This window comes from Streptomyces sp. NPDC028314, from assembly GCF_055565795.1.
In genome coordinates, this window is sequence record NZ_JBVHTP010000010.1 from 169,930 (window position 1) to 190,946 (window position 21,017).

Annotated in this window: 15 protein-coding genes; 7 read left to right on the forward strand and 8 right to left on the reverse strand. The window is 71.3% G+C overall.

The annotated features are described in order from the left end of the window. Positions 1–8 precede the first annotated feature (8 nt). A complete protein-coding gene (locus ACZ4TG_RS23235) occupies positions 9–476 on the reverse strand; it encodes an RDD family protein (protein WP_468165798.1) in 468 nt (155 codons plus the stop codon). A 185-nt stretch (positions 477–661) separates the two neighbouring features. Here ACZ4TG_RS23235 and glnA point away from each other — a divergent pair, with 185 nt between their 5' ends. Next, the gene (glnA, locus tag ACZ4TG_RS23240; protein WP_468165800.1) at positions 662–2,071 is read left to right on the forward strand and encodes a type I glutamate--ammonia ligase; all 1,410 of its coding nucleotides are present in this window, start codon (positions 662–664) and stop codon (positions 2,069–2,071) included. Between the two features lie 121 nt (positions 2,072–2,192). Further along, the gene (locus ACZ4TG_RS23245) at positions 2,193–2,510 is read left to right on the forward strand and encodes a MazG-like family protein (RefSeq protein ID WP_468165802.1); all 318 of its coding nucleotides are present in this window, start codon (positions 2,193–2,195) and stop codon (positions 2,508–2,510) included. Positions 2,511–2,561: 51 nt separating this feature from the next. On the opposite strand, the gene ACZ4TG_RS23250 is transcribed toward ACZ4TG_RS23245, so the two are convergent. After that, complete coding sequence (locus ACZ4TG_RS23250) at positions 2,562–3,224, reverse strand: TetR family transcriptional regulator (protein ID WP_468165804.1); 663 nt, start codon at positions 3,222–3,224, stop codon at positions 2,562–2,564. An 86-nt stretch (positions 3,225–3,310) separates the two neighbouring features. Here ACZ4TG_RS23250 and ACZ4TG_RS23255 point away from each other — a divergent pair, with 86 nt between their 5' ends. Continuing rightward, positions 3,311–4,084, forward strand: a complete 774-nt coding sequence (locus ACZ4TG_RS23255) for an SDR family NAD(P)-dependent oxidoreductase (protein ID WP_468165806.1) — start codon at positions 3,311–3,313, stop codon at positions 4,082–4,084. 5 nt (positions 4,085–4,089) lie between these two features. Here ACZ4TG_RS23255 and ACZ4TG_RS23260 read toward each other — a convergent pair whose 3' ends face one another. Beyond that, positions 4,090–4,608, reverse strand: coding sequence for a DUF4240 domain-containing protein (locus ACZ4TG_RS23260; RefSeq protein ID WP_468165808.1), 519 nt, complete (start codon positions 4,606–4,608; stop codon positions 4,090–4,092). A gap of 152 nt (positions 4,609–4,760) precedes the next feature. Between ACZ4TG_RS23260 and ACZ4TG_RS23265 the strand changes: the two genes are divergently transcribed. After that, a complete protein-coding gene (locus ACZ4TG_RS23265) occupies positions 4,761–6,407 on the forward strand; it encodes a serine/threonine-protein kinase (protein ID WP_468165810.1) in 1,647 nt (548 codons plus the stop codon). 66 nt (positions 6,408–6,473) lie between these two features. Here ACZ4TG_RS23265 and aceE read toward each other — a convergent pair whose 3' ends face one another. From aceE to ACZ4TG_RS23290, 5 genes are all read right to left on the reverse strand, one after another. Beyond that, positions 6,474–9,158 (reverse strand): pyruvate dehydrogenase (acetyl-transferring), homodimeric type, encoded by a 2,685-nt coding sequence (gene aceE, locus ACZ4TG_RS23270; protein WP_468165812.1) that lies wholly within the window; start codon positions 9,156–9,158, stop codon positions 6,474–6,476. 334 nt (positions 9,159–9,492) lie between these two features. Next, positions 9,493–10,116: a GntR family transcriptional regulator gene (locus ACZ4TG_RS23275; RefSeq protein ID WP_468166170.1), complete on the reverse strand. Its 624-nt coding sequence runs from the start codon at positions 10,114–10,116 to the stop codon at positions 9,493–9,495. Positions 10,117–10,365: 249 nt separating this feature from the next. Then, entirely contained in the window at positions 10,366–12,171 is a 1,806-nt protein-coding gene (gene sucB, locus ACZ4TG_RS23280) for a 2-oxoglutarate dehydrogenase, E2 component, dihydrolipoamide succinyltransferase (RefSeq protein WP_468165814.1), read from the reverse strand. A 53-nt stretch (positions 12,172–12,224) separates the two neighbouring features. Then, positions 12,225–13,613, reverse strand: a complete 1,389-nt coding sequence (gene lpdA, locus ACZ4TG_RS23285; RefSeq protein ID WP_468165816.1) for a dihydrolipoyl dehydrogenase — start codon at positions 13,611–13,613, stop codon at positions 12,225–12,227. A 317-nt stretch (positions 13,614–13,930) separates the two neighbouring features. Next, a complete protein-coding gene (locus ACZ4TG_RS23290; protein ID WP_468165818.1) occupies positions 13,931–15,460 on the reverse strand; it encodes a leucyl aminopeptidase in 1,530 nt (509 codons plus the stop codon). A 358-nt stretch (positions 15,461–15,818) separates the two neighbouring features. Between ACZ4TG_RS23290 and ACZ4TG_RS23295 the strand changes: the two genes are divergently transcribed. The 3 genes from ACZ4TG_RS23295 (at position 15,819) to ACZ4TG_RS23305 (ending at position 21,002) form a co-directional block, all read left to right on the forward strand. Further along, positions 15,819–17,843: a hypothetical protein gene (locus ACZ4TG_RS23295; protein WP_468165820.1), complete on the forward strand. Its 2,025-nt coding sequence runs from the start codon at positions 15,819–15,821 to the stop codon at positions 17,841–17,843. Between the two features lie 121 nt (positions 17,844–17,964). Continuing rightward, entirely contained in the window at positions 17,965–19,479 is a 1,515-nt protein-coding gene (pelF, locus tag ACZ4TG_RS23300) for a GT4 family glycosyltransferase PelF (protein WP_468165822.1), read from the forward strand. After that, the gene (locus ACZ4TG_RS23305) at positions 19,476–21,002 is read left to right on the forward strand and encodes a hypothetical protein (RefSeq protein WP_468165824.1); all 1,527 of its coding nucleotides are present in this window, start codon (positions 19,476–19,478) and stop codon (positions 21,000–21,002) included. Before pelF ends, ACZ4TG_RS23305 begins: the two co-directional genes overlap by 4 nt. Positions 21,003–21,017 lie beyond the last annotated feature (15 nt).

Here is a 21,017-nt window from a genome sequence, read left to right on the forward strand (position 1 = left end):
GGCGCGCCCTAGATCCGCACCTGGACGGCGCGGGCCAGCCTGTCGTGCAGTCCGCGGCCGTCCCGGTCCCAGACCAGGGCCGGGACGAAGAGGGCCAGCAGTACGGTGCGCAGCACCACGCGGGGGAGGCCGAGGCGTCCGCCGTCCTGCGAGATGACCCGGAGGCCCAGGATCCGCTTTCCGGGGGTGAAGCCCACGGTGCCCAGGGTCAGGAGGGTCAGGGCCAGGAAGAGCACCAGCGTCCAGTTGCCGGCGGCGGTCAGGTCGCCGTGCGTGATCAGCCCGTATGCGATCAGCTGACAACCGATCCAGTCGATCGCGACGGCGCCGAGCCGGCGGCCGAAGCGTGCCACCGAGCCGGGCCCCGACTCGGGCAGGCCGAGGCGCTCGCCCCGGTACCCGAAGTCGACGCCCATCTCCTCGGCGGCCGCGCGGGGGCCGGAGAGCCAGGAACCGATTGCTTGCCTGTTGTCCACCCGACCACGGTACCCGTGGGCCTCCCCGGCACTCGGACGGGACCCTGGTTAACTTGTGCGAAACAAATGGGTCATGCTTGAGAAATCCCGTGTGCTTATGGTCGGGTCAGCGTGCGGCACCGCACTGACGCACCACGAGCTATAAAGCCCGCCCCTGCCCCGGGGTCGGGAGTAGGAGGAGTTGGATGTTCCAGAACGCCGACGAAGTGAAGCAGTACATCGAGGAGAACGACGTCAAGTTCGTTGACGTGCGCTTCTGCGACCTGCCTGGTGTGATGCAGCACTTCACCATTCCGGGGCGGGCGTTCGACCCGAACGAGGAGCTGGCCTTCGACGGCTCCTCGATCCGCGGCTTCCAGGCGATCCACGAGTCCGACATGGCGCTGCGTGCCGACATCAGCACCGCGCGTCTGGACCCGTTCCGCAAGGACAAGACGCTCAACATCAACTTCTTCATCCACGACCCGATCACGGGCGAGGCCTACAGCCGCGACCCGCGCAACGTCGCGAAGAAGGCCGAGGCGTACCTGGCCTCCACCGGCATCGCCGACACCGCGTACTTCGGCCCCGAGGCCGAGTTCTACGTGTTCGACAGCGTGCGCTTCGCGACCACCGCGAACGAGAGCTTCTACCACATCGACTCCGAGGCCGGCGCCTGGAACACCGGTTCCGAGGAGAACAACCGCGGTTACAAGGTCCGCTACAAGGGTGGTTACTTCCCCGTAGCCCCGGTCGACCACTTCGCCGACCTGCGCGCCGAGATCTCCCTCGAACTGGACGCCCAGGGCCTCCAGGTCGAGCGCCAGCACCACGAGGTCGGCACCGGTGGCCAGGCCGAGATCAACTACAAGTTCAACACGCTGCTCGCCGCGGCCGACGACCTGATGCTCTTCAAGTACATCGTGAAGAACGTCGCCTGGCGCAACGGCAAGACCGCGACCTTCATGCCGAAGCCGATCTTCGGTGACAACGGCTCGGGCATGCACGTCCACCAGTCGCTGTGGGCGAACGGCGACCCGCTGTTCTACGACGAGGCCGGCTACGCGGGCCTCTCGGACACCGCCCGCTACTACATCGGCGGCATCCTCAAGCACGCCCCGTCGCTGCTGGCCTTCACCAACCCGACGGTGAACTCCTACCACCGTCTGGTCCCGGGCTTCGAGGCGCCGGTCAACATGGTGTACTCGCAGCGCAACCGCTCGGCCGCCATGCGCATCCCGATCACGGGCTCGAACCCGAAGGCCAAGCGCGTCGAGTTCCGCGCCCCGGACCCGTCCTCGAACCCGTACCTGGCGTTCGCGGCCCTCCTGCTGGCCGGCCTCGACGGTGTCAAGAACAAGATCGAGCCGATGGAGCCGATCGACAAGGACCTCTACGAGCTCTCCCCCGACGAGCACGCGAGCGTCCCGCAGGTCCCGACCAGCCTGGACGCGGTCCTCAAGGCGCTGGAGGACGACCACGAGTACCTCCTCGCCGGTGGTGTCTTCACCCCCGACCTGATCGAGACCTGGATCGACTACAAGCGCACGCACGAGATCGCCCCGATCGCCCTGCGTCCGCACCCGCACGAGTTCGAGATGTACTTCGACCTCTAAGTCGTACCGGCCAAGCCGTACCGGCGCAGTGATCGCCGAAGCCCCGCCCCTCTCCCCGGAGAGCGGCGGGGCTTCGCCGTTTTGCGGTCTGCGGCCCGGTGCGGGGCGCTAGCTTCGGGGGATGGAAGATCCCTGGAAGACCATCGGCGCGCTCGTGGCGCGGTTCGACGAGCACGACCGGGAGCGGGGCGTCACGCACGAGGAGAGCGTGACCCTGCAGATCCTCAAGATCGGTGAGGAGTTCGGGGAGGCCGCCCAGGCCGTCATCGGCGCCAAGGGCACGAACCCCCGCAAGGGGAACTCGCACACCTGGGCAGACGTGGAGGCCGAGGTCGCGGACGTCATCGTCACCGCCATGGTGGCCCTCGCCCGGATGCGTCCCGACGCGCCCGCGTACTTCGCCGGACACCTGAGGGAGAAGTCGCAGCGGTTCCTCTGACCCGGGCCGGCCGGCGGGAGCGCCCCGTCTGGGCGCGGGGCGGTGCGCGCCTCAGGCGGAGGGGCGCAGGAGGGGCATCGCGCCCGTCAGGTCGCGCAGGCAGCGGACCGCGAGTTCGGCCGGGGAGCCGGCGCCGGAGACCGGGGCGTCGGTGGCCGACCAGAGTTCCAGCGCGATGCGGATCGCGTCCGTGGCGGCGGCCGCCAGGAGGCGCACGCCGAGCGGGTCGGCGTCCGGGCCGACGAGGCGGGCGACCACCGGGGCCAGGCGCTCCTCCGAGTCCTGGTTCACGCGGTACCAGACCGCCCGCAGGGCCTCGTCGGTGGCGGCGGCGCGCAGCAGGCCGCGGGTGACCTCCAGGCCCTCCTCGACGGCCTGGGAGTCGCTGAGCGAGCGGGTGACGGCGCGTTCCAGGGCCTCGGCGAGCGGGGTGCCGGGATCCTCCTCGGCGAGCAGTGCGCGCCAGGCGTCACCGCCGCCCGCGAGGAGCGGGGCCACGGCTTCCTGCTTGTTGCGGAAGTAGCGGTAGAACGTGCGCAGGGCCACCCCGGCGCGGTGGGCGATGTCCTCGGCGGTGGTGCCGTCGGGGCCGTGCTCGGCGAAGAGTTCGCAGGCCGCGCGGGCGATGTCGAGCTGGGTGGCGGCCTTGCGGCGCTCGGTCAGCGACTGGGCTCCGGGGCCGGCCTGGGGAGAGTACGGACGAGGGGATCTCACGGGTGAAGCCTACCGCCCGCGAGCGCGGGCGATTGCATTCATTGTCACTATGGCAAAACGTGCCATGCTCTCGGTACGCTCGCCCCATGAACCGTTACGAAGGACGTCGCGTCCTCATCACCGGGGGCGGGTCCGGCATCGGCCGGGCCACCGTCCACCGCATCCTCTCCGAGGGCGGCCGCGTGCACACCGTGGACGTCGACGAAGCCGGGCTCAAGGCCACCGCCGACCAGGCAGGCGCCGACGGGCACGGGGACCGCCTCACCACGGCCGTCCTCGACATATCCGACGAGGTCGCCGTGCGGACGGGCGTCCCCGCCGCCGTCGCGAGCCTCGGCGGGGGGCTGGACGTACTGGTGAACGCGGCGGGCATCCTGCGCTCCGCGCACACCCACCAGACCACCCTCGACTTCTGGAACAAGGTCATCGCGGTCAACCTGACCGGCACCTTCCTGATGATCCGCGAGTCGATCCCGGCGCTGCTGGAGGGCGACCAGCCGGTCGTCGTGAACTTCAGCTCCACCTCGGCGTCCTTCGCCCACCCCTACATGTCCGCCTACGCGGCCAGCAAGGGCGGTATCCAGTCCATGACCCACGCGCTGGCCGCCGAGTACAGCAAGCAGGGCCTGCGCTTCGTCTCCGTCGCCCCCGGCTCCATCGAGAGCGGCATGACCACCGGCACCGGCCCGGGCCTGCCCGAGGACACCGACTGGAGCCTGTTCACCAAGCTGGCCCCGGCCCTCGGCCAGGGCTTCGCCGGCCCGCAGACGGTGGCCGGGGTCGTCGCCATGCTCGGCAGCGAGGACGGCGCCTTCATCACCGGTACGGAGATCCGCATCGACGGCGGCACGCACTACTGACGGGCTCAGCCCCTGAACCGGTCCCACAGCCGGGGGAAGCGCTCCGCGAGCACGGCTTCGTTCTCGAAGTCCAGCGGGGCGCCCTCCGGCTCCGCCGCTTGCAGCGGGACCCCCAGATCCGGTGCCACCGCCCCGGTCAGCTGCTCGTACGCCTCGTCGGCCGCGTACCCCAGCTCCTCCCCGTCGCCGTCGATCTCCTCGTCGAAGTCCCCCAGCAGCTCCGCCAGCTGGTCGGGATCGTGCACCCCGCCCTCGAAGACCTCCCGGCCCTGGCCGATCAGCCAGCACCGGAAGTAGTCGAACGCGTCGTCGCTGGCCCCGTCGAGCAGCACCCACGCCGCGCCCCACAGGTCCCAGGTGTACGCCCGGTTGTACCGCGACTCGAAGTGCCGGGCGAAGTCCAGGACGGAGTCCGGATCGAGCAGCGCCAGCCGCTCCACGAGCAGCTCGGCGTGTTCCTCGGGGTCGCCTTCGGCGGCCTCGCGGGTACTGTCGACGATCTCCCAGAACTCCGTCTCGTCCATCACCGCTCCAGCATCACGGGTCGGCCCCCGCGCCGCCACCGCGCATACGGCCAAAGGCCGGTCGTCCCACCTGCTCGGCCCACCCCCTGGCGGAAACCCGGCTTCCCGGCCGCATACTCGGAGCACGTGAAAGAGGGTCGGGGAGGGCACTGATGCAGGGCGAACTGCGGGGCGAGTTACTCGAAGGCCGGTACCGGCTGGAGGAGCGCCTGGGCGGCGGGGGAATGGGCGAGGTCTGGAGCGCCCAGGACGTACGGATGCAGCGGCCGGTAGCGGCCAAACTCGTCCACGCCGTACCCGGGATGGCCGCGGCCGAGGTCGAACAGCGATTCACGCACGAGGTGCGCTCCGCGGCGAACCTGCCGCACCGGCACACCGTCACGGTCCACGACTGCGGTGAGGCCCACCTGGGCGGCCGGCGCATGCTCTACCTGGTCATGGAACGCCTCGACGGCCGCACGCTCGCCGAGACCTTCCGCGCCTCCGCGTCCGTCCCCTGGTACGACGTCGCCCACTGGGCCTGCCAGATCGCGGCCGCGCTGTCGGCCGCCCACGAGCGCGGCATCGTCCACCGGGACGTCAAACCGCAGAACGTCGTCCTCACCGAGAACGGCGTGATCAAGGTCCTCGACTTCGGCATCGCCAAGTTCCTCGGCGAAACCCTGCGCGTCGCCGACCTGACCGCCCCGGGCGCCGGACTGGGCACCCCGGCCTACATGTCCCCCGAACAGTGCCGCGGCGACCGTGAGATCGACCACCGCGCCGACCTCTACAGCCTGGGCTGCCTGCTGTACGAGGGCCTCGCGGGCCGGCCGCCCTTCACCGCGAGCAGCGCGCACGGGATGCTCTACCAGCAGATCCACCAGGCCCCGCGCCCGCTGTCCGAAGCCGTGAGCGGCGTTCCCGTCCGGGTCACCGACCTCGTGATGCGGCTGCTCGCCAAGAGCCCCCAGGACCGCCCCGCGAACGCCGCCTCGGCGATCGCGGAGCTGCGGGCGGCGCTGGAGCAGCACAAGGCCCGGAACGTGGTGACCCGGGAGGCGAAGACGCAGGTCGTCCAGGCGCTCGCCGACGCCCAGTCGCTGGCCCGTTTCGTGACGGAGGACGCCGAGGCACAGGCCGCACGGGTACGCGCCCAGGCGGAGCGGGACGCCGCGGCCTGGCGGACCGAGGCGGAGGAGGCCCTCGCACGGGCCCGGGCGAGGGAGGAGCAGGCGGCCGCCACCGCCCACGAAGCGGCCAAGGCGCTGGCCGCCGCCCGGGAGAAGGAGGAGGCGGCCGAGACGCTGATGGCCCGGGTGCAGGAAGCGGACCAGGCGGGCCGGCGGGCTCTGGACGACGCGATGGGAAGGCGCCGGCAGGCCGACGCGCTCTTCGAGGAGACCCGCACCAAGGCCGCCCAGGCGGCTGTGGACTTCGAGACCAACCTGGCCAGGCGCCGCGAGCAGTCCGAGCGCGACCTGGCCTCGCGTCAGGCCAAGGCGGAGAAGCGCCTCGCGGAGATCGAGCACCGTGCGGAGCAGCTGCGTCTGGAGGCCGAGGCACTCTTCGCGGACGCCGAGCGCAGGGCACGCCAGACCGTCGAGAGCGCCCAGAGGAGAGCCGGGGAACTCACGGTCCGGGCGGAGCAGGAAGTGGCCCGGATGCGCGGCGACGCCCAGCGGGAGCAGGCCGAGATCGACGCGGAGCGCGAGGCGATCGCCGCCAATCTGGACAGCCTGCGCAAGCTGCTGACGGCGCCCAGGGGCTCCCTCGTGCGCCAGGAGGCGCCGGGCGACGCCTCGGACGACATCTGGTGAACGCCGTGAGGCGGCCCGCCTCCCCCCGGGGGCGGACCGCCTCACGCACGCGCGGAGCGCTCGGGCCTACAGGCCGTAGCGCTCCCGGGCCTCCTTGATGGCGGACGCCGGGACCTCGCCGCGGCGGGCGAGCTGGGCCAGCGCGGCCACCACGATCGACTGGGCGTCGACACCGAAGTGGCGGCGGGCGCCCTCGCGGGTGTCGGACAGACCGAAGCCGTCCGTACCGAGCGAGGTGTAGTCCTGCTCGACCCACTGGCTGATCTGGTCCGGGACCTGGCGCATCCAGTCGGAGACGGCCAGGACCGGGCTGGTGACGCCCTCCAGCGCACGCGTGACGTACGGCGTGCGGACCTCGCCGCGCAGCAGCGCCTCGTCGCACTCCAGCGCGTCGCGGCGCAGCTCGCCCCAGGAGGTGGCGGACCAGACGTCGGCGGCCACGTTCCAGTCGGCGGCGAGCAGCTTCTGCGCCTCCAGGACCCAGTGGATCGCCGTACCCGAGGCCATCAGCTGGACCTTGGGGGCGTCGGCGGCCGGGGCCGCCTCGGCCAGGTCGGCCGCCGTGTTGAAGCGGTACAGGCCCTTGAGGATGCCTTCCTCGACGCCCTCGGGCATCGCGGGCTGCACCTTCGGCTCGTTGTAGACCGTCAGGTAGTAGAAGACGTCTTCCGGCTTCTCGCCGTACATCCGGCGCAGACCGTCCTTGACGATCACCGCGATCTCGTACGCGAAGGCCGGGTCGTAGTTCAGCGACGCCGGGTTCGTGGACGCGATCAGGTGCGAGTGGCCGTCCGCGTGCTGGAGGCCCTCACCGGTCAGCGTGGTGCGGCCGGCGGTGGCGCCGACGATGAAGCCCTTGCCGAGCTGGTCGGCGAGCTGCCACATCTGGTCGGCGGTGCGCTGCCAGCCGAACATCGAGTAGAAGATGTAGAACGGGATCATCGGCTCGCCGTGCGTCGCGTACGACGTGCAGGCGGCGATGAAGTCGGCCATGGCGCCGGCCTCGGTGATCCCCTCGTTGAGGATCTGGCCGTCCTTGGCTTCCTTGTAGTACATGAGCTGGTCGCGGTCGACCGGCTCGTACGTCTGGCCCAGCGGCGAGTAGATGCCGGCCGACGGGAAGAGGGACTCCATACCGAAGGTACGGGCCTCGTCGGGGACGATCGGCACCCAGCGCTTGCCGGTCTCCTTGTCCCGCATCAGGTCCTTGACGAGCCGGACGAAGGCCATGGTGGTGGCCATCTCCTGCTTGCCGGAGCCCTTGAGCAGCGGGGCGAAGGAGCGGTCGGCCGGAGCCGGCAGGGCGACCTGCTTGACCTTGCGGGCCGGGGCCGGGCCGCCGAGGGCCGCGCGGCGCTCGTTCAGGTACTGCACCTCGGGGCTGTTCGCGCCCGGGTGGCCGTAGGGGACGACGCCGTCGGCGAAGGCGCTGTCCGGGATCGGGAGGCCAAGGAGGTCGCGCATGTCCTTGAACTCGTCGATCGTCAGCTTCTTCATCTGGTGGTTCGCGTTCTTCGACTCGAACCCGGCACCCAGCGTGTAGCCCTTGACGGTCTGCGCGAGGATGACCGTCGGCGCGCCCTTGTGCTCCAGGGCGGCCTTGTACGCGGCGTAGACCTTGCGGGGCTCGTGGCCGCCGCGGGAGCTGTGGAAGCACTCGGCGATCTTCGCGTCCGAGAGCACGCCCGCCAGCTGCACGAGCTCGGCGTTGGCGCCGAAGAAGTGCTGGCGGATGTAGGCCACGTCGCGGGTCGCGTACGTCTGGAACTGCGCGTCCGGTACCTCGCGCAGGCGGCGTACCAGGGCGCCCGTGGTGTCGAGCTGGAACAGCTCGTCCCAGGCGGAGCCCCACAGCGACTTGATGACGTTCCAGCCGGCGCCGCGGAACTGGGCCTCCAGCTCCTGGACCACGCGGAAGTTGGCGCGGACCGGACCGTCGAGGCGCTGCAGGTTGCAGTTGATGACGAAGGTCAGGTTGTCGAGCTGCTCGCGGGAGGCCAGGGCCAGGGCGGCGGTCGACTCGGGCTCGTCCATCTCGCCGTCGCCCAGGAAGGCCCAGACGTGCGAGTTCGCGGTGTCCTTGATGCTCCGGTTCTGCAGGTAGCGGTTGAAGCGCGCCTGGTAGATCGCGGAGAGCGGGCCGAGGCCCATGGAGACCGTCGGGAACTCCCACAGCCACGGCAGGCGCCGCGGGTGCGGGTAGGACGGCAGGCCGTTGCCGCCGGACTCCTGGCGGAAGTTGTCGAGCTGCTGCTCGGAGATGCGGCCGTCGAGGAAGGCGCGGGCGTAGATGCCGGGGGAGGCGTGGCCCTGGATGTAGAGCTGGTCGCCCGATCCGTCGGCCTCCTTCCCGCGGAAGAAGTGCTGGAAGCCGGTCTCGTACAGCCAGGCCGCCGAGGCGAAGGTGGCGATGTGGCCGCCGACCCCGTACTTGGAGCCGCGGGTCACCATGGCGGCCGCGTTCCAGCGGTTCCAGGCGGTGATCCTGGCTTCCATCGCCTCGTCACCGGGGAACTCCGGCTCCGCGGCGGTGGGGATGGTGTTGACGTAGTCCGTCTCCAGCAGCTTCGGCAGCGCGAGGCCGGCGGCCTCGGCGTGCTGGAGGGTACGGCGGAGCAGGTACTCGGCGCGGCGCGTACCGGCGGCCTTTGCGACGGCGTCGAGGGAGGCCGCCCATTCGGCGGTCTCCTCGGTGTCGCGGTCCGGGAGCTGGTCGAGCTCGCTCGGAAGCTTTCCTACGGGGTCGGACATCGGTGTGCGCCGCCTTCCGGACAAAGGAGAGGTGGTGAAGAAAATCCCTGACGGGCAGGACAGGGTCGTTGGACCCGGGTGGGGTCCGGGTCGACTGTAAAGCGCTGATCGATGATCGATCAAATAAAAGTGACGAATAAACGTCCATACGAGAAAAGTCGGCACCGGGTGCCAGTCGCTGAGGCACCCGGTGCCGGTGGTTCCAGTACAGGCCGGGCCGCTAGCGGCGACCTTGAGGACCGGTGAAACCCCAGGTCAGAGCGGGTCGCGGGGCAGGCGTGCCGACCGGTACGCTCAGACGCCGAACACCCCGCTCAGAAGGAGCCGGAGCCCCTCAGGCGCGGGGCGCACACCCCAGGACATGCCGCTTCACGAGCAGTCCGATGTCCGGATCCTGACTGCGGAAGGCCGCCACGAGGGCCTCGTGCTCCTCCGCGTAGGACTTCTGGACGGTCCCGAGCCAGCGGATGGACAGGGCCGTGAAGACCTCGATGCCCAGGCTCTCCCAGGTGTGCAGCAGCACGCTGTTCCCGGCCGCCCGCACCAGCTCCCGGTGGAACCCGACGGTGTGCCGCACCTGCGCGGTGCCGTCCTCGCTCCGGTCGGCCTCCCACAGGGCCGCCACGTGCGGCTCCAGCGCCGTGCAGTCGGCGGCCAGCCGGGGCGCGGCCAGCTCGGCGGCGATCTGCTCCAGACCGGCCCGGACCGGGTAGATCTCCTCCAGGTCCGCCGCGGAGAGGTTCCGTACGCGCACGCCCTTGTTCGGGGCGGACTCGATCAGCCGCAGCGTCTCCAGCTCCCGCAGGGCCTCCCGTACGGGCGTCTGGCTGACCTCCAGCTCGACGGCGATCCGGCGCTCCACGATCCGCTCGCCGGGCTTCCAGCGGCCGCTGACGATCCCCTCCACGATGTGCTCGCGGATCTGCTCGCGCAGCGAGTGCACGACGGGTGGGGTGATCATCGGCGCTTCATCTCCTGAGGGGGCACGCAGAGCTCTGATGCGTAGACAATACGGCGGTGTTGGCCAGCTGCGATGCGTTCGCGGCGGGGGACCCGGGGTGAGGCTGGTTACAAGGCGACGGCCGCGGCCGCCGGGCCGCGGCCCGGGCCGCCCGCTCCCGCCGAGACGACGGCGCCCCCGCCCGGAGTGGTTCCGGGCGGGGGCGCCTGACGCGACAGCTGTGCGGCTACCGCCGCGGGGAGAGCCTTACAGGCCGAGCTCGACCTCGAACTCGCCGGCCTCGAGGATCGCCTTGACGGCCGAGAGGTACCGGGCCGCGTCCGCGCCGTCCACCAGGCGGTGGTCGTAGGACAGGGTCAGGTACGTCATGTCGCGGATGCCGATGTTGGTGCCCTCGGCGGTCTCGATGACCACCGGGCGCTTCACCGTGGCACCGATGCCCAGGATGGCGACCTGGTTCGGGGGCACGATGACCGTGTCGAACAGCGCACCGCGCGAGCCGGTGTTGCTGATGGTGAAGGTCGCGCCCGACAGCTCGTCCGGCGTGATCTTGTTGCCGCGGACCTTGGCGGCCAGGTCGGCGGTCGCCTTGGAGATGCCCGCCAGGTTGAGGTCACCGGCACCCTTGATGACCGGGGTCATCAGGCCCTTCTCGGAGTCCACGGCGATGCCGATGTTCTCCGAGTCGAAGTAGGTGATGGTGCCCTCGTCCTCGTTGATCCGGGCGTTGACGACCGCGTGGGCCTTCAGCGCCTGGGCAGCGGCCTTGACGAAGAACGGCATCGGCGAGAGCTTGACGCCCTCGCGGGCCAGGAACGCGCCCTTGGCCTTCTCGCGCAGCTTCATGATCTTGGTGATGTCCACCTCGACCACGGAGCTGAGCTGAGCCTGCGAGTGCAGGGCCTTCATCATGTTGTCGCCGATGACCTTGCGCATGCGGGTCATCTTGACGGTCTGGCCACGCAGCTCGGAGACCGCGGCGGCCGGAGCCTTGGCGGCCGGAGCGGCAGCGGCCGGAGCCGGGGCGGCGGCCTTGGCGGCCTCGGCGGCGGCCAGGACGTCCTGCTTGCGGATGCGGCCACCGACACCGGTACCCGAGACCGTGGACAGGTCGACGCCGGACTCCGAGGCGAGCTTGCGCACCAGCGGGGTCACGTACGCGCCCTCGTCACCGGCCGAGACCGGGGCGGCGGGGGCGGCCGGCGCGGCCGGGGTGACCGGAGCCGGGGCGGCGGCCGGAGCAGCGGCCTGGACCGGAGCCGGAGCGGCGACCGGGGCGGCCGGCGCGGCCGGAGCCGGGGCGGCAGCGACCGGGGCGGCCGGCGCGGCCGGAGCCGGAGCGGCCGGCGCCGGAGCGGCGGCAGCGGGGGCGGCCTGGACCGGAGCCGGAGCGGCAGCGGCCGGGGCAGCCGCGGGGGCCGCGCCGGCAACGCCGATGACGGCCAGACGGGCGCCGACCTCGGCGGTCTCGTCCTCGCCGACCAGGATCTCCAGCAGGGTGCCGGCGACCGGCGCGGGGATCTCGGTGTCGACCTTGTCCGTGGAGACCTCGAGCAGCGGCTCGTCGGCCTCGACGGACTCGCCGACCTGCTTCAGCCAGCGGGTGACGGTGCCCTCGGTGACGCTCTCGCCCAGGGCGGGGAGAACGACGTCCGTGCCGCAGGCGGCGGGCGCGTCGGCCGGAGCGGCGGGGGCCTCGGCAGCCGGAGCGGCAGGGGCCTCGGCGGCCGGAGCCGCGGGGGCCTCGGCAGCCGGAACCTCGGCGACGACCGTCTCGGCCTCGGCCGGGGCGGCGGCCGGAGCCGACGCGCCCGAGCCGTCGTCGATGACGGCCAGCTCGGCGCCGACCTCGACGGTCTCGTCCTCGGCGACCTTGATGGAGGCCAGGATGCCGGAGACGGGCGACGGGATCTCGGTGTCGACCTTGTCGGTCGAGACCTCGAGCAGCGGCTCGTCGGCCTCGACGCGCTCGCCCTCGGCCTTCAGCCAGCGGGTGACAGTGCCCTCGGACACGCTCTCTCCGAGCGCCGGAAGGGTTACGGAAACCGACATGGTTTCAGTTGCTCCTAACGAATGTGCGGAAGTGGTCGTCGCGCCCGTGACGATTAGTCGTGGGAGTGAAGCGGCTTGCCGGCCAGGGCCAGGTGGGCCTCGCCGAGCGCTTCGTTCTGGGTCGGGTGCGCGTGGATGAGCTGCGCGACCTCGGCCGGCAGAGCCTCCCAGTTGTAGATCAGCTGAGCCTCGCCGACCTGCTCGCCCATCCGGTCACCGACCATGTGGACGCCGACCACGGCACCGTCCTTGACCTGGACGAGCTTGATCTCGCCCGCGGTCTTGAGGATCTTGCTCTTGCCGTTGCCAGCCAGGTTGTACTTCAGGGCCACGACCTTGTCCGCACCGTAGATCTCCTTGGCCTTGGCCTCGGTGATGCCGACGGAAGCGACCTCGGGGTGGCAGTACGTGACGCGCGGCACACCGTCGTAGTCGATCGGGACGGTCTTGAGACCGGCCAGACGCTCCGCGACCAGGATGCCCTCGGCGAACCCGACGTGTGCGAGCTGCAGGGTCGGGACGAGGTCACCGACGGCCGAGATGGTCGGCACGTTGGTCTGCATGTACTCGTTGACCAGGACGTAGCCGCGGTCCATCGCGACGCCCTGCTCCTCGTAGCCCAGACCCTGCGAGACCGGGCCGCGGCCGATGGCGACCAGCAGCACCTCCGCCTCGAAGGTCTTGCCGTCGGCGAGGGTGACGCGGACGCCGTTCTCGGTGTACTCGGCCTTGTCGAAGAAGGTGCCGAGGTTGAACTTGATGCCGCGCTTGCGGAAAGCGCGCTCAAGAAGCTTGGAGCTGTTCTCGTCCTCGACCGGAACGAGGTGCTTGAGGCCCTCGATCACGGTGACGTCGGTGCCGAAGGACTTCCACGCCGAGGCGAACTCGACGCCGATGACGCCGCCGCCCAGGATGATCGCGGACTCGGGCACGCGGTCCAGGACCAGCGCGTGGTCCGAGGAGATGATGCGGTTGCCGTCGATGTTCAGGCCCGGCAGCGACTTCGGCACGGAGCCGGTCGCCAGCAGGACGTGGCGGCCCTGGATGCGCTGGCCGTTCACGTCGACGGAGGTCGGCGAGGAGAGGCGGCCCTCACCCTCGATGTAGGTCACCTTGCGAGAGGCGACCAGGCCCTGCAGGCCCTTGTACAGGCCCGAGATGACCTCGTCCTTGTACTTGTGCACACCCGCGATGTCGATGCCCTCGAAAGAGGCCTTGACACCGAACTGGGCGGCTTCACGCGCCTGGTCCGCGATCTCGCCCGCGTGCAGCAGAGCCTTCGTGGGGATGCAGCCGTTGTGCAGGCAGGTGCCGCCGAGCTTGTTCTTCTCGATCAGCGCAACGTCGAGACCCAGCTGGGATGCGCGGAGAGCCGCGGCGTAACCGCCACTGCCACCGCCGAGGATCACTAGGTCGAAAACGGTGCTGGCGTCGTTCGCCACGTCACGTCCTCCATGCATGTGCGCCGGGCACCGGTCCTCTGTGACCGGGCGGCGGCTGGTAATCGGCCGCTTGTTTCTTCGGCCCTGTGGTGGGGGCCCTGTCCTGCCGAGAACCCATCTTCGCATTTGTCGGGGGAACGCGGGACGCCGGGCCCCGGGTGTGGACCGTCGTTCTGCCCGAAGTGGGGGTTACCAGTGCGTAGAAACCTACTGATCCTCAAGGTTTCGTCGAGAGTGAACGCGCCCCGGGACCTCGATCCGGGTCCCGGGGCGTGTTCCGTCCCACAGGGCGGGACGTCAAAACGGTCCGGGCGGGGTCAGCCCAGGTCGCCCGTGGCGGTGCGCTCGGCCAGCCGCACCAGGGTACGCACGGCCGAGCCGGTGCCGCCCTTGGGGGTGTAGCCGTACGGGGCGCCCTCGTGGAAGGCCGGGCCCGCGATGTCGAGGTGGGCCCAGGTGATGCCCTCGCCGACGAACTCCTGGAGGAAGAGGCCGGCCACCAGGCCGCCGCCCATCCGGACACCCATGTTGGCGATGTCGGCGGTGGGGGAGTCCATCGTCTTGCGCAGGTCCTCGGGGAGCGGCATCGGCCAGGAGGCCTCGCCGACCTCCTCCGCGATCTCGTGGATCGCGGTGCGGAAGGCGTCGTCGTTCGCCATGATCCCGAAGGTCCGGTCGCCCAGCGCCAGCACCATCGCGCCGGTCAGGGTCGCGACGTCGACGATCGCGTCCGGGTTCTCCTCGGAGGCCCTGGTCAGCGCGTCGCCCAGGACCAGACGGCCCTCGGCGTCCGTGTTGAGGACCTCGACGGTCTTGCCGCTGTACATGCGCAGCACGTCACCGGGCTTGGTGGCCGAGCCGGACGGCATGTTCTCGGCGAGCGCGAGCCAGCCGGTGACGTTGACCTGGAGGCCCAGCTTCGCGGCCGCGACGACGGCGGCGAACACGGCGGCGGCGCCGGACATGTCGCACTTCATCGTCTCGTTGTGGCCGGCCGGCTTCAGGGAGATGCCGCCCGAGTCGTAGGTGATGCCCTTGCCGACGAAGGCGAGGGTCTTCTCCGCCTTGGAGTGGGTGTAGGAGAGCTTCACCAGGCGCGGCGGGTTCTCGGAGCCCTTGCCGACGCCCATGATGCCGCCGTAGCCGCCCTTGATCAGCGCCTTCTCGTCCAGGACCTGGACCTTGATGCCGTTCTCCTTCGCGGTCGCGGACGCGACGGCGGCGAAGGCCTCGGGGGTGAGGTCGTTCGGCGGGGTGTTGATCAGGTCACGCGCGATGTTGACCTCGGTGGCGACGACGGTGGCGCGCTCGGCCGCGGCCTTGTGCTCCTTGTCGCGGGGCTTGGCGCCGAGCAGGGCCACCTCGGCGAGGGGCTGCTTGGGGCCGTCGCCCTTGGCGCCCTTCTTCTCGCCGCCCTGGTAGGCGGTGAAGGCGTACGCGCCGAGCAGCGCGCCCTCGGCCACCGCGGTGACGGCGGAGGCGTCGTCCAGGGGCAGCGCGAAGGCGGCCTTCTTCGCACCGTGCAGGGCGCGGGCGGCGGCGCCGGCGGCGCGGCGCAGCGCCTCCTCGTCGTACGACTCGTCCTGCTCCGGTACGGAGCCCAGTCCGACCGCCAGCACGACCGGGACCTTCAGGCCGGCCGGCGCGGGCAGCTTGGTGACCTCGCCTTCGGCGCCCGAGGCGCCGAGCGCGTCGAGCACGGCGGCGAGCTTTCCGTCGAACGCCTTGTCCACGGCCTCGGCGCCCGCGGCGACGACGGGGCCCTTGGAGCCCTTCGCCACGCCGACCACGAGGGCGTCGGCGCGCAGCGTCGCGGCGCCGGCAGTGCTGAGAGTCAGAGCAGTCACGGTGGTGAAGTCTCGCTTCCGTTTATGTGTATGGGCGCTGCGGTCGCGTCGGGGTCGCCGGCCGCTCCGCAGCGATCGTATTCCGGCCCGACGGCCGCCGGAAATGAGCCTACGCGCACGTACTCGTCCGTACGCCACTCGAAGGTTTGGCAAGTTGTTCGATCAAGACGCCACCAGGTTCACCCATCTGTGGCCTCTGTTCCAGGTTTGCCCTTTAGACCTGACGAGGTCCGAGAGACTCGGTCCGCTCTCGCAAGGGGACGCGGGGTTCCTTTGCATGATTTCCACAGAGCCTCCCCGGCCCGGCCGTCCGCCACAGGGCCGTAGTCGTCGGGGGGCCTGCGGGGGGAAGGCCGAAATGGTCAACAAGAACCGGATGAACAGGATCGCCGCGGCGATGGCCGCAGCGACCCTGATGTCCGTGGCAGTACCCGCGGCGACCGCCCAGGCGGCGACCGCGACACCGCGGATCGACCTGAAGGTGCTCGTCGTCGACGACGGCGGCAGCTCCGTCGAGGCGATCACCGCGCAGCTCCGCGACACGGGGGTTCCGTACACCCGCGTCGACCTGGGCAGCAGCAGCCGCCCGGTGATCAACGCCGCCTACCTCAGCGACACGGTCGACGGCCGTCCGCGCGCCAAGTTCCAGGGGGTGGTCCTGCCCAACGAGAATCCCTTCGGCGCGGGTTCGGCCGAGATGACGGCGCTCACCGCGTACGAGACGACGTACGGGATCCGCCAGGTCGACGCCTACACGTGGGCGCACCCGGAAGTCGGCCTGGAGTACACCGACAACGGCGGCTTCAGCGGCACCCTCGACGGCACCCAGGCGGCCGTCACCGCCGCCGGCAAGACGGGCCCGTTCGGCTACCTCGGCGGCCAGGTCGCCTTCGAGGACAACGCGCCGCTGGTCCCCGAGAGCTACGGGTTCATGGCCAAGCCGCGCGCCGGCTACACCAGCTACCTCGACGCCCCCGTCGGCTCCGGGCGGGCCTCGCTCGTCGGCGAGTACACCCACGACGGGCGCAGCGAGCTGGTCGTCACCTTCGGCTACAACCAGTACCAGCAGCAGTTCCGGCTGCTGGCCCGCGGCATCGTCGAATGGCTCACCCAGGGCGTGCACCTCGGCCAGGAGCGCAACTACTTCGCGGTCCACGTGGACGACGTCTTCGCCCCGGACGCCCGCTGGAGCAAGGAGCTCAACTGCACCCCGGGCGACTACGCCTGCGCCGGCGGCGAGGGCAAGGAGAGCACCATCCGGATGACCGCCGCCGACGCCCAGTACGCGGCGCAGTGGCAGACGTCCAAGAACTTCAAGCTCGACATGCTCTTCAACGCCGGCGCCGGAGAGGAGTGGAAGGCCGAGAACGGCGGGGTCGACGCGCTGACCGCCCAGCTGATCGCCGACCGGGCCAAGTACCGCTGGATGAACCACACCTACACCCACCCCTTCCTCGGGTGCGTCCAGAACGTCGCCACCTCCCCCTGGACGTGCACGAAGAACGCCCAGGGCGCCACCCAGTACATGAGCCGCGCCGAGATCTCGGCGCAGATCCGGGACAACAACAACTGGGCGGCCTCCAAGGGGATCGCCACCGACCGCTCCGAGCTGGTCACCGGTGAGCACTCCGGCCTCAAGACCCTCCCGCAACAGCCCGCCGACAACCCCAACCTGGCCGGCGCGCTCGCCGACAACGGCGTGAAGTGGGCCGGCAGCGACAACTCCCGCGAACCCGCGCAGCGGGCCGTCGGAGCCGCCCTCACCGTCCCCCGGTACCCGATGAACGTGTACTACAACACGGGCACCAACGCCGAGATGGCCGACGAGTACAACTGGATCTACACCAGCCGCGCCCAGGGCGGCAGCGGCGCCTGCGAGGACAACGCGGCCTCCACCTGCCTGCCGGCCGCGCTGGACACCGGCACGGGCTACCTGAACTACATCGTCCCGCAGGAGGCCCGGACCGCCCTGCGCCACGTCCTGAACAACGATCCGCGCCCGCACTACGTCCACCAGGCCAACCTCGCCGAGGACCGCACCCTCTACCCGGTGCTCAACCAGGTCCTCGACACGTACCGCACGCTCTACGCGCCCAGCGCGCCGATCGTGAACCAGAGCATGAAGGACACCGGCGTCGAGCTGACGCGCCGCGCCGCCTGGGACAAGGCCATCGCGAACAACCAGGTCACCGCCTACCGCATCGGCAAGGACGTCACCGTCAAGGCGCCCTCCGGTGTGCTCGCCGCGGTCACCGTGCCCAACGGGACCAAGAAGCAGCTCCTCCTCGGCACCGCGGACTTCGGCACCGCGTACGCCGGCACCCGCTCGGCCTGGACGGGTCCCGAGCTGCTCCAGTCGGCGGTCACGCTGAAGCTGGCCTGACCTCCGCCCGGCCCCGCCAGGCCGGGACCGCACCATCGCACGAGCACACGTACCACCTAGCGCCGGCGCTCCGCGAAACCTCGGGCGCCGGCCCCTTTTCCGTCCTGGGGGGACACAGCGCATGAGCCATGGGCGTCATGTCACCATGCTCACCGAAGGCACCTATCCACACGTCCACGGGGGTGTCAGCACCTGGTGCGACCAACTGGTGCGGGGTATGCCGGAAGTCGACTTCAACGTCATAGCCCTGACCGGCTCCGGACGCGAGCCGGTCACCTGGGAGCTGCCGCGCAACGTCTACCGGCACACCGCCGTACCGCTCTGGGGCCCGCCGCCGGCCCGGAGACTGCGGTCGGTCCTGCGGGGCAAGGCCCAACGGCGTTTCGCCGAGACGTACGAAACGTATCTCCTGTCCATGCTCGACCCCGCCCACGGCGGGTTCTCCGAGTCCCTGCGCGAACTGGCCCTGCTGGCCCGCGCCGGCAAGCTCGCCCCGGCACTGCGCTCCGAGTCCGTCCTGCGCCTGCTGATGAACGTCTGGACCCGCCCCGGCCTGGTCACCGCGGAGGCCGCGCCCACCATCCACGACGCGCTCACCGCCACCGACCTGCTGGAACACGCGCTGCGCCCGCTCTCCGTACGGATCCCGCCCGACAGCGTCGCGCACGCCGTCAGCAGCGGTCTCGCCACCCTCCCGGCGCTCGCCGCCAAGTACCTGGACCAGGTCCCCTTCCTGCTCACCGAGCACGGCATCTACCTGCGCGAGCGCTACCTCGGCTACCGCACCGCGGAGCAGCGCTGGCCCGTCAAGGCCCTGATGCTCGGCTTCTACCGCGAGCTCAACACCGAGGGCTACCGGCAGGCCGACCTGATCACCCCGTGCAACCAGTACAACCGCCGCTGGGAGGAGCGCGGCGGCGCCGCCTCCGACCGGATCCGCACCGTCTACAACGGCGTCGACCCGCACGCCTTCCCCGAGGCCGGCCCCGAACCGGACGTGCCCACCCTCAGCTGGTGCGGCCGGATCGACCCGATCAAGGACCTCGAAACCCTCATCAGGGCCTACGCGTTCATGCGCGAGGAGCTGCCCGCCCTGCGGCTGCGCCTCTTCGGACCGGTCCCGGCCGGCTGCGAGGACTACAAGCTCCGCCTGGAGAAGCTGGCCGCCGAACTGGGCGTCAGCGACGGCATCGCGTACGAGGGCCGGATCGAGCAGGTCGCCCAGGCCTACGCGGCCGGCAGCGTCGTGATGCTCTCCTCCATCAGCGAGGGCTTCCCCTTCAGCATCATCGAGGCCATGTCCTGCGGCCGCACCACCGTGTCCACCGACGTCGGGGGAGTGCGCGAGGCCGTCGGGGACACCGGACTCGTCGTCCCGCCCCGCGAGCCCGAGACCATGGCCCGCGCCACCCTTGCCCTGCTCCGCGACGACGCACGACGCGCCGAACTCGGCCGGATGTCGCGCAAGCGGGTCGTCGAGAAGTTCACCCTCCACCAGTCCGTGGACGGATTCCGGCACATCTACCGGGAACTCGCGGGCCAGCCCCTGCTGCCCGTGCGCCCCGGCGACGACTGGACCCGGCGGCTCGCGGACCCCTGGTACAAGGAGCTCGCCGCGGACGGGAGCCTGTGGTGAGCGGATCCCTCTGGCTGAAGGTGCCGGGCGGCAACACCCTGCCGGCCATCCCGCGGCCGCGGCGGACGGTCTCCCCGGCCGCCGACCCGATGGACGAACTCGCCGAGCGGCTCGACGTGTTCATCGCCGCGGCCGTACACCCGGACGAGATCGCCGCCATCCTCGAATCCGACGGGATGACCGACGAGTACATCCGGCTCACGTACGGCCGCCAGGACTCCTTCGGACTCGCCGAGGAGCTCTACGCCCGGGTGCCCCGCTCCTTCCCGGAGCCGGGCGCCGCCCCCGACCCCTGGAAGGTCTCCCTCACGGCCTGTCTGCTCCGCGGGGTGATCTTCGCCCTGCCGGGCCTCGCCTACCTGCTGGGCGCCCCCCTGCTGGAGGGCCCCAAGGACCGCCTCGGGCTGCCCGCCGGGACGCTCACCCTGCTCGCCGGCGCGCTGATCGGCTGGGTCTGGGACCAGACCCTGTCCCACCGGGCCTACTCCTGGCTCGGCCTCGGCGACCGGGCCGCCGCCGGGCGGACCCTGCTCGCCGGCGCCCCCGCCGGGGCCCTGCTGGGCACCGCCGCCGCACTGGCGGTGCCCGGCGGGCCGCCGTTCTCGTACGCCTTCGCCGCCGGGCAGGCCCTGTACGTCGGCGCCGCGACCGTCCTGCTGGTCCTCGGCCGGGAGCGGGTGCTGCTCGCCGCGCTCGGCCCGATGGCCGCGGGTGCGGTGCTCGTCCTGTTCGTGGACCTGCCCGTGCCGGTACGGGTGACCCTGCTCGTGGTGTCCCTGGTGGCCGCCTGCGCCCTCGCGGTCCGGGAACTCCCCCTGGCCGAGGGGGTACGGACCGTCGTGCGCCGGATCCGCGACCGGTCGCGGCGCCACCCGGGCGAGGGCCCCGTGCGCTGGCGGATGCTGCGCGGCGCCGAGGAGGAGTACGCGCCGCGCGGGCCCCGGCTCGGGGACTCCGTGCCGTACGGGGTGTTCGGCCTCGGCACCGGCCTGCTCGTGCTGTACGCCGCCCTCGGCGAGGTGCTGGCCGGCGGCCCCGCCGAGGCGGTCGCGGCCCCCTCGGCGGTGGCCCTCACCCTCAGCATGGGCCCCGCCGAATGGCTGCTGCACCGCTTCCGCAGCGGCAGCCTGGCAGGGCTGCGGGCCGCCCGCTCACCCCGGGCGTTCTGGCGCCGGATGCTCGCCACCCTGGCCCGCTGCCTCACCCAGTACCTGACGGTGCTGCTGGCCCTCGGCGTCGCCGGAACCCTGCTGTGGCCCGGCGCCCCCGGCCTGACCGGGATCCGGGTCGCCACCCTGCTGCTGCTCGGCGCGGTGATGTGGACCGGGCTGCTCCTGCAGTCCTTCGGGGCGGTCCGGCCCGCCGCCGTGGTCTGCGCCTCGGCCGCCGTCGCGCAGAGCCTGGCCCTGCTCACCGGGGTGGGGCAGCCGCGGCTGGTCCAGCTGGTGGTGGCGGGCAGCGCCGCGGCCGCGCTGGCCGCGCTGGTCTGCCTGCTCCTGGGCCGGGCCACGGCCCACCGCTGACGCACGTGCCCCCGT